14 protein-coding genes and 2 pseudogenes are annotated in these 12832 nt (G+C 33.1%); 5 read left to right on the top strand and 11 right to left on the bottom strand.

From position 1 onward, the window contains the following. Nucleotide 1: 1 nt before the first annotated feature. Together ACFSX9_RS05455 and ACFSX9_RS05450 are read right to left on the bottom strand one after the other, a co-directional pair. Nucleotides 2-142, bottom strand: coding sequence for a DUF2256 domain-containing protein (locus tag ACFSX9_RS05455; protein ID WP_379805436.1), 141 nt, complete (start codon nucleotides 140-142; stop codon nucleotides 2-4). Further along, nucleotides 143-778: a flavin reductase family protein gene (locus ACFSX9_RS05450; RefSeq protein WP_379805434.1), complete on the bottom strand. Its 636-nt coding sequence runs from the start codon at nucleotides 776-778 to the stop codon at nucleotides 143-145. Nucleotides 779-928: 150 nt separating this feature from the next. Between ACFSX9_RS05450 and ACFSX9_RS05445 the strand changes: the two genes are divergently transcribed. Then, nucleotides 929-2272 carry an FAD-dependent oxidoreductase gene (locus tag ACFSX9_RS05445; RefSeq protein ID WP_379805432.1) on the top strand — a complete coding sequence of 448 codons (1344 nt, stop codon included), beginning with the start codon at nucleotides 929-931 and terminating at the stop codon, nucleotides 2270-2272. 47 nt (nucleotides 2273-2319) lie between these two features. Here the strand turns inward: ACFSX9_RS05445 and ACFSX9_RS05440 are convergent, their stop codons facing one another. The 7 genes and pseudogenes from ACFSX9_RS05440 to ACFSX9_RS05410 all read right to left on the bottom strand — a co-directional run bounded on the left by ACFSX9_RS05440 (nucleotide 2320) and on the right by ACFSX9_RS05410 (nucleotide 5876). Beyond that, on the bottom strand, nucleotides 2320-2682 hold the full coding sequence (locus ACFSX9_RS05440) for a cupin domain-containing protein (protein WP_379805430.1): 363 nt from the start codon (nucleotides 2680-2682) through the stop codon (nucleotides 2320-2322). Next, entirely contained in the window at nucleotides 2682-3089 is a 408-nt protein-coding gene (locus ACFSX9_RS05435) for a hypothetical protein (protein ID WP_379805428.1), read from the bottom strand. The genes ACFSX9_RS05440 and ACFSX9_RS05435 overlap by 1 nt, the downstream gene beginning before the upstream one ends. Before the next feature lie 12 nt (nucleotides 3090-3101). Then, nucleotides 3102-3317: pseudogene (locus tag ACFSX9_RS05430) on the bottom strand (cupin domain-containing protein); the annotation flags it as partial. Beyond that, nucleotides 3314-3724 carry a hypothetical protein gene (locus tag ACFSX9_RS05425; RefSeq protein ID WP_379805426.1) on the bottom strand — a complete coding sequence of 137 codons (411 nt, stop codon included), beginning with the start codon at nucleotides 3722-3724 and terminating at the stop codon, nucleotides 3314-3316. The gene ACFSX9_RS05425 and the pseudogene ACFSX9_RS05430, both read right to left, overlap by 4 nt. Before the next feature lie 15 nt (nucleotides 3725-3739). Further along, nucleotides 3740-3952 (bottom strand): annotated as a pseudogene (locus tag ACFSX9_RS05420) (cupin domain-containing protein); the annotation flags it as partial. Beyond that, nucleotides 3949-4359: a hypothetical protein gene (locus ACFSX9_RS05415; RefSeq protein WP_379805423.1), complete on the bottom strand. Its 411-nt coding sequence runs from the start codon at nucleotides 4357-4359 to the stop codon at nucleotides 3949-3951. The pseudogene ACFSX9_RS05420 and the gene ACFSX9_RS05415, both read right to left, overlap by 4 nt. Further along, nucleotides 4359-5876, bottom strand: a complete 1518-nt coding sequence (locus ACFSX9_RS05410) for a helicase HerA-like domain-containing protein (protein WP_379805421.1) — start codon at nucleotides 5874-5876, stop codon at nucleotides 4359-4361. Before ACFSX9_RS05410 ends, ACFSX9_RS05415 begins: the two co-directional genes overlap by 1 nt. 222 nt (nucleotides 5877-6098) lie before the next feature. On the opposite strand from ACFSX9_RS05410, the gene ACFSX9_RS05405 reads away from it, so the two are divergent. Then, nucleotides 6099-6731 carry a 7-carboxy-7-deazaguanine synthase QueE gene (locus tag ACFSX9_RS05405; protein WP_379805418.1) on the top strand — a complete coding sequence of 211 codons (633 nt, stop codon included), beginning with the start codon at nucleotides 6099-6101 and terminating at the stop codon, nucleotides 6729-6731. A 1-nt stretch (nucleotide 6732) separates the two neighbouring features. After that, nucleotides 6733-7107 (top strand): energy transducer TonB, encoded by a 375-nt coding sequence (locus tag ACFSX9_RS05400; protein WP_379805416.1) that lies wholly within the window; start codon nucleotides 6733-6735, stop codon nucleotides 7105-7107. Here the strand turns inward: ACFSX9_RS05400 and ACFSX9_RS05395 are convergent. After that, nucleotides 7100-7804 (bottom strand): class I SAM-dependent methyltransferase, encoded by a 705-nt coding sequence (locus tag ACFSX9_RS05395; RefSeq protein ID WP_379805413.1) that lies wholly within the window; start codon nucleotides 7802-7804, stop codon nucleotides 7100-7102. The genes ACFSX9_RS05400 and ACFSX9_RS05395 overlap by 8 nt on opposite strands. 69 nt (nucleotides 7805-7873) lie before the next feature. On the opposite strand from ACFSX9_RS05395, the gene ACFSX9_RS05390 reads away from it, so the two are divergent. Next, nucleotides 7874-8371: a YkgJ family cysteine cluster protein gene (locus tag ACFSX9_RS05390; protein ID WP_379805411.1), complete on the top strand. Its 498-nt coding sequence runs from the start codon at nucleotides 7874-7876 to the stop codon at nucleotides 8369-8371. Between the two features lie 109 nt (nucleotides 8372-8480). Here ACFSX9_RS05390 and ACFSX9_RS05385 read toward each other — a convergent pair whose 3' ends face one another. Beyond that, nucleotides 8481-9776, bottom strand: coding sequence for an exo-beta-N-acetylmuramidase NamZ family protein (locus ACFSX9_RS05385; RefSeq protein ID WP_379805409.1), 1296 nt, complete (start codon nucleotides 9774-9776; stop codon nucleotides 8481-8483). Between the two features lie 6 nt (nucleotides 9777-9782). On the opposite strand from ACFSX9_RS05385, the gene ACFSX9_RS05380 reads away from it, so the two are divergent. Further along, entirely contained in the window at nucleotides 9783-11015 is a 1233-nt protein-coding gene (locus ACFSX9_RS05380) for an ABC transporter permease (protein ID WP_379805406.1), read from the top strand. The last annotated feature ends 1817 nt before the right edge of the window (nucleotides 11016-12832 follow it).

Raw genomic sequence — 12832 nt, 5'->3', positions numbered from 1 at the left:
CTTATTTCGTTTTATTCATTCTACATTTATCACTGCAGTACAAAACTTCCTCCCAATTTTTCTCCCATTTCTTTCGCCAAGCAAAAGGTCGATTGCAAGTTTTACAAATTTTTTCGGGAAGGTTCACTTTTTTATGTGCCATTTATAACATTGATTTCGTGGGTTGATCGGGTCTTGCGTAATGAAAACGGTCTTTAATTTTCGGAACAGCGTAACCATCTAAACCATTTATTGCTACTACATTTCCACGGTCTAATTGAATCCAATTGTCTTCGTGCAATAAATTGTCATCCACAAATAATTCTTCAACCGAAGCAATAATGTGAAGACAGCCATTTTCTTCAATTTTATATTCATTCAGATATTTACAATATAATTTGACCGGACTTCCCTTTACGAATGGGATTTGGTGCTCTGCAATAAATTCAGGCTCTAAATTGGTTTTATCAAATTCTGAAACCGAGTCTTCATAGCTTGAAGAAGTATGATGAGCATCAGCAATCATGTCACTTGTAATATGGTTAACCGTAAAGTATCCAGTTTCTTTTATGTTTTTATAAGTATCTCTTGGCACAGTATTAGGTCTTAGGATAAAACCAATCAATGGCGGTTCGCTACCTAAATGCGTAACGCTACTGAAAACGGCCACATTCAGAACGCCTTCCTTTGAAGTGGTAGCTATTAAGTTTGCCGATTTATAGCCGGTAATACAATTTAATAAATTTAACCGAGGCACTTTCGACATATAAAACAATTCGTCTTTGGTAAATTTCCGCATCGCTATTTTTTATTTCAAAGATACATTTTGTTTAACTAAAATCAATATAAATTAAACAAAATTACAATTTCAACTGAAATTATCTTGAAATTTGGGCGGTAAAGCGTATTAATTCAGTACTTTTGCTTTTCAAATTTTTAATCAAACTTGATGCAAACGCCCCATAAAATTGCTGTTGTAGGTTCTGGATTAGTTGGAACATTATTAGCAATCTATTTAAAAAGAGCCGGACACACCGTTGATGTTTACGACAGAAGTCCTGATATTAGAACAGTCGAATTTTCGGGTCGTTCTATTAATTTAGTCATGTCAAACAGAGGTTGGAAAGCTTTAGAAGATGTTGGTTTAGCTGAAGAAATTCGAAAAATTGGAATTCCTGTTGACAAAAGAGGCATCCATTTGCAAGATGGAACGCTGAATTATCAAGCCTACGGAAAAGAAGGTGAAGCTATTTTTTCTTTGTCAAGAGGGATTTTAAATCGTAAAATGGTTGATTTAGCTGAAAAAGAAGGCGTAAATTTCTTTTTTGAGCATAAAATTTGGGATGTAAATTTAGCAACAGCTACTTTATTTGAAGGCGATTCGGAACAAGGCAATTGGACGGAATTAAAATACGATAAAGTTTTTGGTGCCGATGGAGCTTTTTCCAGAATTAGACACAGAATGCAACGCCAGTCAATGTTTGATTATTCGCAAGAATTTATGAAAATTGGTTATAAGGAATTGTATATTCCGGCTAACGCGGATGGTTCGGCTAAAATCGATATCAACTCCTTACATATTTGGCCAAGAGGTAATTTTATGTTGATGGGATTAGCGAATTTAGATAATTCATTTACGTGTACTTTATTTATGCCAATTGAAGGCGAGAATTCATTTGCAAAAATAAAAGACGAAGCTTCTCTAGTCACTTTCTTCGATAAATATTTTCCAGATACAAAAGAAGTTATTCCGGATCTAGTACGTGATTTCTTTAAAAATCCGACTAGTTATTTGGCAATAATGAAATGTTTTCCGTGGACGTATGAAGATAAAGTTGCTTTAATTGGCGATTCTTCGCACGCGATTGTTCCGTTTTATGGACAAGGAATGAATGCAGGATTTGAAGACATCACGATCCTAAGCGAAATGATGCAAAAATATGGCGACGATTGGAAGACTATTTTTAAAGAATACGAAATTTCAAGAAAACCAAACGCAGATGCAATTGCCGAATTATCGTTGAGAAATTTCATCGAAATGAGTGATTTAACAGCCGATGCAAATTTCATCTTACAAAAGAAAATCGAAAAATGGTTCTCCGATAAACATCCCGAAAAATGGATGCCTTTATATAGTAGAGTAACTTTTAGCTTGCAACCTTATTCGGAAGCATTGGCAATTGGTGATTTCCAGAACGAAATTATGCAAGAAGTTTTGCAAATGGAAAATATAGAACAGCTTTGGGATTCCAAAGAAGTTGAGAATAAAATATTAGAATTACTACAAGACTAAAACATAAAAAAGCTGAATTTATTTTCAGCTTTTTTTATAAATCGAATTTATTCTTCTCTATTTACTAAATCCATACTAAACGCAGGCGTACAAATTGCAATATATTGGCAAGGTTCGTCAAAGGGATTTGAATATTGCACTCTTGTATTTTTCTCAATTTTTATCGATTGGCCTGTTTCTAAAATAACGGTTTCATCTGCAATAATAAATTGTTTTTTACCTTTAATGATATAAGTATATTCATCAAATTCTGGCGTTTGAAAAGGTTCACTCCAACCCGGAGGTGCAATCATATGTGCTATAGAAATGTCTTTATTATTAGTCGTAGCTAATCCGTGATGTTCTTCAATTAGTTTCCCATCAGTTGTGGGAACGATAAACGGTGCGTTTTGTATAAAATATTTTTTCATTAGTTCTTAATTAGTGCTTTTAAAATTTCTTCTAATTTTTTGATATCTTCTAGATTAATATTTTTTAAAGGAAAATCAAGTTGGGTATTGTCTTTCTTCAGTAGTATTAAATTATTATTTTCAAATTGAACAGAAGAAATTTCTTTGAATAGTATTTGTTTCGCTTTTGAATTGACTTTAATTTGTGCATCGCTTTTGTTCCAGATGAAATAATTTTTGTAAAAGTTAGTTCTCATTTGTGGAAACGACGTAAATAATATTGATAAATACGCTAATGCTGAATACTTTTCATCAATATAACCTAAGAAGGCTATAATTCCAAGTATAAAAAGCACAAGACCAAAAACAGGTATTAAGGTATTTAAATTCTTTTTAAAACCCAATTCTGTAAATTTTATTCTCTTCATTATCGCTTAAACATTTTCGTTAATAAACTGCTTTTTACCTTTAATGATATAAGTATATTCATCAAATTCTGGCGTTTGAAATGATTCGCTCCAGCCCGGCCGTGCTATCATATGTGCAATTGAAACATCTTTATTATTAGTCGTTGCTAATCCGTGATGTTCTTCAATTAGTTTCCTATCAGTTGTAGGAACTACGAATCGTGCTTTTTGTATGAAATAGTTTTTCATTGTTTCTTAATGTATTTTTCTAATATTTCTTTTAATTTTAAAATGTCTTCTTGGTGAATATCTAATAAAGAAAATTCAAGATTTGTTTTATTTTTCTTTATCATTGACAATTTATTTTCATTAAATTCATAAAAATCTAATTCAGAAAATACGATGTTTTTACTTTTAGAATTTATCTTAATGTTTCCACCTTTTTTGTTCCATAGAAAATAATTTTTGTAAAAGAAGTTTTTAATGTGTGGAAATAAGATAAATATTGCTGACAAAGACACTAAAGTTGCATATTTTTCATCACTATAACCTAAGGAGGCTACCATTCCAATTATAAAAAGCACAAAACCTAAAACAGCTATTAGCGTATCGAAATTCTTTTTAAAACCTAATTCCGTAAATTTTATTCTTTTCATTATCGATTAAACATTTTCGTTAATAAATTGCTTTTTCCCTTTGATGATATAAGTATATTCATCAAATTCTGGCTTTTGAAAAGGTTCACTCCAACCCGGCGGTGCAATCATATGTGCAATTGAAACATCTTTATTATTAGTCGTTGCTAATCCGTGATGTTCTTCAATTAGTTTCCCATGAGTTGTAGGAACAAAGAATGGTGCTTTTTGTATGAAATGGTTTTTCATTGTTTATTAATGTGTTTTTCTAAAATTTCTTTTAATTTTAAAATGTCTTCTTGGTGAATATCTAATAAAGAAAATTCAAGATTTGTTTTATTTTTCTTTATAATTGACAATTTATTTTCATTAAATTCATAAAAATCTAATTCAGAAAACACGATATTTTTACTTTTTGAATTTATCTTGATGTTTCCCCCTTTTTTGTTCCACAGGAAATAATTTTTGTAAAAGGAATTTCTTAACTGAGGAAAAGTTGTTAATACTACTGATAATCCTGCTAAACTCATTAGTCTTTCATTTCCAAAACCAAATCCAGCAATCAAACCTATTATCATACATATAATTCCAATTACAACAATAAGTGTGTTGAAATTCTTTTTAAAACCTAATTCTGTAAATTTTATTCTTTTCATTATCGCTTAAACATTTTCGTTAATAAGCCAAAAGCACCACGAATAAAACTTGCACTCGTCACTACTTTAGTAATAGATTTCCCTAAAACTTCTGTTGTGCTAGGTTCTTCTTTTGCTTTTCTTGTTGGTTTTACTTCTTTTTTGGCAACGACCATTTCTTGTGCTTCGGCAATTTTTTTGTTTAGTAATTCGTAAGCACTTTCTCTGTCGATGACTTCGTTATATTTTTTAGCTAATTTCGATTTAGAAATAGCCGTGTCAATTTCAGTTTCGGATAGAATATCCATTCGGCTCATTGGTGCACGCATCATTGTGGCGACTAAAGGCATTGGTGTTCCTTTTTCGCTCAAAGCAGTTATTAAAGCTTCCCCGATTCCTAAGGAAGTTAATGCTTCAGCCGTTTTGTAAAAAGTAGTTTCCGGATAATTCTCCGCCGTCATTTTGATTGCTTTTCTATCGTTAGCAGTAAAAGCTCTTAAAGCGTGCTGAATTTTCAAACCCAATTGTGCCAAAACGCCTGTAGGAACATCCATCGGATTTTGGGTGATGAAAAAAACACCAATTCCTTTTGAACGAATTAATTTCACAATCGTTTCAATCTGATTTAATAAGGTTTTACTCGCTTCTTTAAAAATTAAATGGGCTTCATCAATAAAAATCACTAATTCAGGCTGACCAGAATCGCCTTGTTCGGGCATTGTATTATAAATCTCCGCCAATAAACTCAACATAAAAGTAGAGAATAATTTCGGTCGGTCTTGAATATCGGTTAATCGAATGATGTTTACGTAACCATTTCCGTTTTCGTCAATTCGCATTAAATCTTCAATCTCAAATGATTTTTCACCAAAGAAAAAAGTTGCTCCTTGTTGTTCTAGCTCGATGATCTTTCGTAAGATCGAACCCGTGGAAGCGGTTGAAATTCTTCCATATTCGGACTCAAATTCGGGTTTACCTTCATTAGTTGCGTAATTTAAGACCTTCTTAAAATCTTTTAGGTCTAATAAAGGATAACTGTTGTCATCACAATATTTGAAAATTACCGATACAACGCCACTTTGTGTATCATTCAAATCTAAAATGCGAGAGAACAAAACGGGTCCAAATTCAGAAACAGTAGCTCTCAATCGAACACCATTTTGCTCTGAAATCGTCATTAGTTCCACCGGGAAAGCTTTCGTTTCATAAGGAATCGAAATCTTCTGATGTCTTTCCGAAATAAACGACTTTTCTTCTCCAGGCATTGCAATTCCCGAAAAGTCACCTTTAATATCCATCATTAAAACAGGAATTCCCTTTAGCGATAGCTGTTCAGATAAAACTTGGATGGTTTTTGTTTTCCCAGTTCCAGTAGCTCCAGCAATTAATCCGTGACGGTTTAAGGTTTTCAACGGAATATTTACGTGCGTATTTGGAATGGCTTCTCCTTCAAAAATGCCACCACCAAGCGTAATGTAATCACCTTTACAAGTATAACCTTCGTTTATATGTTTGCTAAATTCTTCTGTTTTACTCATTATTTTAGTTTGAACTTCAAATGTAACAAAAGTGAATTGCAATGCCAATTTCAATAGCAATAAAAAAAGTAACATATACTAATGAATTTTGTACAATTTTAATAATTTTAAAATCTGCGTTTCTAAAATACATTTGAATATTCCATTGAAGTACAATTTCTAACTTCTAACTTCTGAATTCTAATTTCCAAGTCGTATCTTTGCACACTATTTTTATTTGAAATGTTAAACAAAGAAGTACAATTGGCGGTTGAAAAAGGTGATATGTTACCTTTAATGGAAGAGTTTTATACCATTCAAGGCGAAGGTTTCCATACGGGAACTGCCGCTTATTTTATACGAATTGGTGGATGTGATGTGGGTTGCCATTGGTGTGACGTTAAAGAAAGTTGGAATGCTGCTTTGCATCCACCAACCGAAACGGACATTATTGTTGCTAATGCAAAAAAATATGCAGACACAGTTGTAGTAACTGGTGGGGAACCTTTAATGTGGGATATGCACGTTTTGACTTCAAAATTAAAAGAACAAAATCTGAAAGTTCATATCGAAACTTCGGGAGCTTATGAAGTTACGGGTTCTTGGGATTGGTTTTGCTTATCGCCAAAGAAAAATAAATTACCTGTTCAAAGTGCTTATGATATTGCAAATGAATTAAAAGTAATCATTTACAACAAGCACGATTTTATTTTCGCAGAAGAACAAGCAGCAAAAGTAAATCCAAACGCAATCTTGTTTTTACAACCGGAATGGAGTAAAAATGCTGAGATGACGCCTTTAATTGTAGATTATGTTATGCAAAATCCAAAATGGAGAGTTTCTTTGCAAACTCATAAATATTTAAATATTCCTTAGTATGAAAAAGTTATTTTTGATGGTTTTTATTTTCGTTTCTACTTTAGGCTTTTCCCAACTAGGAGGTGAAGATGAAGTTTATTTAGGCGGTGATTTAATTGACGCCCAATTTCAAGGCGGAGGAGTCGAGAAGTTTTATGATTTTATCATAAAGAATTTTGACACGTCAACCGTAGAAAAGAAAGGGCAGATTATCTTTACATTCAGCGTAAGTGAACTTGGTGATGTTAAAAATATTAAAATACTGCGAGATTTGGGAACTAATTCCGCCCTTGAATTGATTCGTGTTTTGAAATTAGCACCGAAATGGCAACCTGCAAAAAGAGGAGGAAAGACGGTTAGTATTAACTTTAAAATGCCTTTGACATTTACTTAGTAATTCTTGCCAAATAATCGAAATGTTCGCCTTCTAGAATTAATTCACAATTTAATCCACTGTGATTGCTGGCGTTTTGCAAGGTATTGTAATCCAAATACAACCAATCAAAAGTGTCTTCAGTTTCCTTTTTATATTGAACTGTAAAAGTTAATTCACCGTAATAGCCATCGGCTGGAACTTCATACGCACCATCTTCATCTTGATCATACATATAAATTAGGTCAGAAGAATCGATTAAAATCTGTCCGCCTTCATTTAAAAGAGCTTTCAGTTTTTGAAGATATGTTGAAATCTTATCTAATTTCCCAAAAATTCCCGTTCCGTTCATCAGCAATAGAATCGTGTCGAACTTTTGAGAAGTATCCATTTCCAAAACATCAACTACTTTGCAATTTTTTAAACCTCGTAATTCACAGGCTTTAATTGCGTTTGCTGAAATATCGATCGCCGTAACATCAAAACCATTTTCTTGCAAATAAAGAGCGTGACTTCCGGCACCACAACCAACATCTAAAATTTTTCCTTTCGAAAGTTGTAATGCTTTCTGTTCCAATTCTGGCATTTCATTAAAATCGCGAAACAAATAGGCAACACTCATCTCATCTGCTTCCGAAATAGAAGTTTCAGTCACCATATCTTCAGGTGAATTATTGGTTTGATAGTCAAAAATGGCTTTTCCGAAAAGGTCTTTCATTACTTTTTGTTTAAAATTTTAAGGTTTGAAGTTTCAAGTTGTTTAACTTTGCATCAGAAATTAAATAAAATGCTAAAGCCAAATTTAAACGAACTCGGGAAACTTGCCAAAGATACGCATATCGAAACCAAAAAGTATTTCGATAAGCTAAAAAAGAAGACGCCTAAAAATTTGGATTATGTAATGCAAGATTTGCACAACGCGGAATTTAAAAAGACCGATTGTTTAGATTGTGCCAATTGTTGTAAAACAACCGGACCATTATTTACTTTCGCTGATATTGAAAGAATCTCAAAAAGCTTTCGCCAAAAACCACAACAATTCGTTGAGCAATATTTACGAATCGATGAAGACAACGATTACGTATTAAAAAGTGTTCCTTGCACGTTTTTAGACAACGATAATAAATGTTTTATTTACGATGTGCGTCCAAAAGCGTGTAGAGAATTCCCACACACTGATCGAAAAAAGTTCAACCAAATTACAGATTTAACATTGCAAAATGTTGCTATTTGTCCGGCTGCTTTTAATATAGTGGAGAAAATGAAGGAGAAAATGCCTCTTTAGAAAGTGTTCAGTGTTCAGTTGTAAGTGTTCAGTTCTTATCCGTAATCTTGTCATTCCGTTAGGAATCTCACTTATTGGTTTGTGCTAATTAGTGAAATTTGTGTCCCAATTACTCATAAATCAAATACTTCGCTCTAACACCTTTAAACTTTTCCAAACCGATCGTCCAAGTTTTTCTAATGGCATCTTCGGTTAAATCCGCCTCAATCTGTTCGCGTAATTTTTTAGTTCCCGCTAATTTCGTAAAGAAATCATTGAAGAAAACTGTTTTGTCTGAAGTATTTTGATAAGCTTTTAACAGCCATTCCAATTCTAGACGGTTTACTCTTTTAGTTTTAGTCAAATCTTCACCAAAGCAAAATTTACCATTATGAACTGGATCTTTCGCACCAAAATTAGGTTGCGGTGTAAAACTAAAATTAAATACCGTCTTCGATAAAAAAGGAGAACCATAAATTTGAAACTGCTTTTCAGTTCCTCTTCCTAAACTTACATTTGTTCCTTCAAAAAAGCACAAACTCGCATATAAATTAATCGATTGATCATTTGGTAAGTTTGGCGAAGGCTTTACAGGTAAGTTATACTTCATTTCGTGTGTATAATTTCCGCAAGGAATCACTGCCAAATCACATTGGATTCCATTGGATAGCCATTTTTCACCATTAATCATTTTTGCATATTCACCAATTGTCATTCCATGTAAAACCGGAATTTCGTGCATTCCTACAAAACTTTTATGTTCCTTTTCTAAAATAGGACCATCAACAAGTTCACCATTTGGATTTGGTCTATCTAAAACTATTAGTTTAATATTGTTTTCGGCACAAGCTTCCATTACGTAATGCAACGAAGAAATATAGGTGTAAAAACGTGCTCCCACATCTTGTAGATCAAAAACCATAACTTCAATACCTTTCAATTGTTCGACTTTCGGTTTTTTGTTGTTTCCGTACAGTGAAATAATAGGTAAACCTGTTTTTGTGTCTTTTCCGTCAATGATTAATTCGCCTGCATCTGCTGTTCCTCTAAAACCATGCTCAGGAGCATAAATTTTCTGAACATTAATATTTTTTTCTATAAAAAAGTCAACAATAGATTTTTGTATAACTCTAACGCCTTTGTCGCTTCCAGTATTGGTATTGTTTTTTATTGCGAAAAACTCTTGAAACGATATAATACCAGTCTGATTCGTCACAACACCAACTTTTTTGCTCTTCAATAAAGGCAAATAGCTTTCATAGTTTTCAGCGCCGGTTTTAAACGCCAAAATCTCACTAGTAGCTTTTGTGGTAATCGTGTCTTTTTCAGCTGTTGTTTGCAGATTTTGTTTTTTGTTACTTCCGCAATAAACAATTAGCAAAGAAAAAAATAAAAATGTACTTTTGATAAATAATTTAGACGTCATAAAAACTTGAATTTAGAATATTTCATAGCAAAAAGACTAATTACTGCTAAAAGTTATAAAAGTAGTATTTCTTCGCCAATTATAAAAATTGCGATTACTGCTATTGCTATCGGAATAGTCATGATGATTATGGCCGTTGCTACAGGTGTAGGTTTACAAGATAAAATTAGGGAAAAAGTATCTGCTTTCAACGGACATATTGTTATTTCTAATTTTGACGACAATCAGTCGCAAGTAACCACTGAACCTATTGCACTGGAACAAGATTTCTATCCCAAGTTTAATAACATTGAAGGTATTAATCACATTCAGGCTGTCGCAAGTAAAGCTGGAATCATTCGTACTGAAGAAGCCTTTGAAGGTGTTATATATAAAGGTGTTGGAACAGATTACGATTTCACTAATCTCGAAGAATATTTAGTAGAGGGCAAAATCCCAAATCTAAAATCAGAACTAAATACTGAAGTTTTGATTTCACAATATTTGGCAAAGCGCTTAGAGCTTAAAGTAGGTGATAAATTTCTTACGTTCTTTATGAAAGAAAAAGGGAAGATGCCAAACAAAAGAAACTTTCTGATCACAGGTATATACAATTCAGGTTTTCAAGAGTTTGATGCCATTTATGTTATCGGTGATATTCGTCACGTACAATTAATCAACAAGTGGAAGCCGAATCAAGTAGGTTCCTTCGAGGTTTTTTTAGATGACTTCTCGAAAATTAAAGAAATAGGAGCTAAAGTTTATAAGGAAGTGCCGTCTACATATGACAGTATCACCATTGAAGAGAAATATTACAGTATTTTCGAATGGTTAAAACTGTTTGATTTTAATATCCTTGTCATTTTAATCGTAATGATTGTCGTTTCTACCATCAATATGGTCGTGGCGTTATTAGTTTTAATTTTGGAACGTACCCAAATGATTGGAATTCTAAAAGCAATGGGTGCAAATAATTGGAACATCAGAAAAATATTTTTGTTCAACGCCTTTCATTTAATTGCCCGAGGTTTGTTTTGGGGAAACTTGATTGCCATTTCCTTATTGGTAATTCAGCAAACCTTGGGAGTCATCCAACTAAATCCCGAAAGTTATTATGTAAGTCAAGCGCCAGTAAGCATCAACCTGTTTCATATTCTTATATTGAACTTAGGTACAATTTTCGTTTGTGTGCTTGTGCTAATGATTCCTTCGTATATCATTACAAAAATTTCGCCTGTCAAAGCAATCCGTTTCGATTAGTTTTTTGGGAGCGCACGTTTATCATTTCATAAGACTATTCGTCCCGCTGTCCGTTCTATCTTTTTACAAACCCACCAGGTTTTATGAAACCTGATGGGTTTATAAAAAGGATGCCACTCCCATCGGGGCTATAAAATACGTATAGCTTTCCAGTTTACTTTCCCTCCAAACTTTCTCTCAATCTTGTCATGCTGAACTCGTTTCAGCATCTCAATAATTTTCGCACATATATATAAGGAGTAAACTTCCTGGATTAATGAAAGTAAGATTTGTCATGCCGAACTCGTTTCAGCAACTCAATTTTCTATACCTATATATAAGTAGAGAACTTCCTTATACTTCTCATCAAACTTTCTCACTATTCTTGTCATGCTGAACTCGTTTCGGCATCTCAATTTTCTACACCTATATATAAGGTGCAGATTCCATAATCCCTTCTCGCAAACTTTCTCTCAATCTTTGTCATGCTGAACTCGTTTCAGCGTCTCAATTTTGTACACCTATATATAAGCAGCAGATTCCAAAATCCCTCCTCACAAACTTTATCACGATTCTTGTCATGCTGAACTCGTTTCAGCATCTGAATTTATTACACCTATATAGGGAGAGAACTTCATCGGACTTCTCCTTAATCTTTATCTCAGTCTTATCATGCTGAACTCGTTTCAGCATCTCAATATTCTACTCCTATATATAAGGAGCAGAATCAATAATCCCTTCTCACAAACTTTCTCACGATTCTTGTCATGCTAAACTCGTTTCAGCATCTAAATTATTACACATAAATATAAGGAGCAAACTTTCTCGATTGCTAATCACAAGATTTGTCATGTTGAACTCGTTTCAGCATCTCAATTTTGTACACCTATATATAAGCAGCAGATTCCAAAATCCCTCCTCACAAACTTTATCACGATTCTTGTCATGCTGAACTCGTTTCAGCATCTGAATTTATTACACCTATATAGGGAGAGAGCTGCATCGGACTTCTCCTTTATCTTTATCTCAGTCTTGTCATGCTGAACTCGTTTCAGCATCTAAATTATTACACATAAATATAAGGAGCAAACTTTCTCGATTGCTAATCACAAGATTTGTCATGTTGAACTCGTTTCAGCATCTCAATAATTTTCGCACCTATATATAAGGAGTAAACGTCCTCATTTTAGCATCTCCATTATTTACACCTATGTACAAGGAGAAACTTCCTATATTCTTAATAACAATCTTTGTCATGCTGGATTCATTTCAGCATCTGAATTAATACACCTATATACAAGGAGCAAATATCCCGACTTTGAAACCCCTCAATTTAAATACCAATTCCATCGATTTAGCAATACTTCAAAAAAAAATTTTAATACTACACCGACAGATAAGCGTCAACAGTTCCAAGTTTTACATTTAATTCCAATTTCCACTAGTTGTGAAAAATAAAAAAACCTTCTTTTATAAAAATAGTAGAATTCACCAGATGATATAAGTGGCAAATTACCCTACAAACCACTTTGAAAGAATAATTCCACCATCTAAAACCCTAATTTTATAAAATAAACAAAAATCTTTGCGTCTGTTTAAGGGATAGAACCATCAAAAAAGCGCTAATTTCAATAAAAAGCAAATTATTTTTAAATCTGAACAACAAATTTAAATAGGAGAGACGTTATGGTGACGCATATGCTACCGCTAGTAATACATCATAATCCCGCCTTTACTCGTTAAGCTAAAAAAAACTTCAAAAAAACTTTCATACATTAACTTCTTGTTATCAATGAGTTAAGACAAAGGTTAAAAAAAGATTAAAAATAAAGTATGAA

Origin of the sequence: Flavobacterium ardleyense, from assembly GCF_042686085.1 — a bacterium.
Lineage (GTDB): Bacteria > Bacteroidota > Bacteroidia > Flavobacteriales > Flavobacteriaceae > Flavobacterium > Flavobacterium ardleyense.
This window is presented reverse-complemented; position numbering and strand designations above follow the sequence as displayed.

Excerpts from the sequence above, each read along its gene's own strand:
- ACFSX9_RS05455 (WP_379805436.1), bottom strand. The coding sequence starts at position 142 with ATGGCACATAAAAAAGTGAACCTTCCCGAAAAAATTTGTAAAACTTGC.
- ACFSX9_RS05450 (WP_379805434.1), bottom strand. The coding sequence starts at position 778 with ATGCGGAAATTTACCAAAGACGAATTGTTTTATATGTCGAAAGTGCCT.
- ACFSX9_RS05445 (WP_379805432.1), top strand. The coding sequence starts at position 929 with ATGCAAACGCCCCATAAAATTGCTGTTGTAGGTTCTGGATTAGTTGGA.
- ACFSX9_RS05440 (WP_379805430.1), bottom strand. The coding sequence starts at position 2,682 with ATGAAAAAATATTTTATACAAAACGCACCGTTTATCGTTCCCACAACT.
- ACFSX9_RS05435 (WP_379805428.1), bottom strand. The coding sequence starts at position 3,089 with ATGAAGAGAATAAAATTTACAGAATTGGGTTTTAAAAAGAATTTAAAT.
- ACFSX9_RS05425 (WP_379805426.1), bottom strand. The coding sequence starts at position 3,724 with ATGAAAAGAATAAAATTTACGGAATTAGGTTTTAAAAAGAATTTCGAT.
- ACFSX9_RS05415 (WP_379805423.1), bottom strand. The coding sequence starts at position 4,359 with ATGAAAAGAATAAAATTTACAGAATTAGGTTTTAAAAAGAATTTCAAC.
- ACFSX9_RS05410 (WP_379805421.1), bottom strand. The coding sequence starts at position 5,876 with ATGAGTAAAACAGAAGAATTTAGCAAACATATAAACGAAGGTTATACT.
- ACFSX9_RS05405 (WP_379805418.1), top strand. The coding sequence starts at position 6,099 with ATGTTAAACAAAGAAGTACAATTGGCGGTTGAAAAAGGTGATATGTTA.
- ACFSX9_RS05400 (WP_379805416.1), top strand. The coding sequence starts at position 6,733 with ATGAAAAAGTTATTTTTGATGGTTTTTATTTTCGTTTCTACTTTAGGC.
- ACFSX9_RS05395 (WP_379805413.1), bottom strand. The coding sequence starts at position 7,804 with ATGAAAGACCTTTTCGGAAAAGCCATTTTTGACTATCAAACCAATAAT.
- ACFSX9_RS05390 (WP_379805411.1), top strand. The coding sequence starts at position 7,874 with ATGCTAAAGCCAAATTTAAACGAACTCGGGAAACTTGCCAAAGATACG.
- ACFSX9_RS05385 (WP_379805409.1), bottom strand. The coding sequence starts at position 9,776 with ATGACGTCTAAATTATTTATCAAAAGTACATTTTTATTTTTTTCTTTG.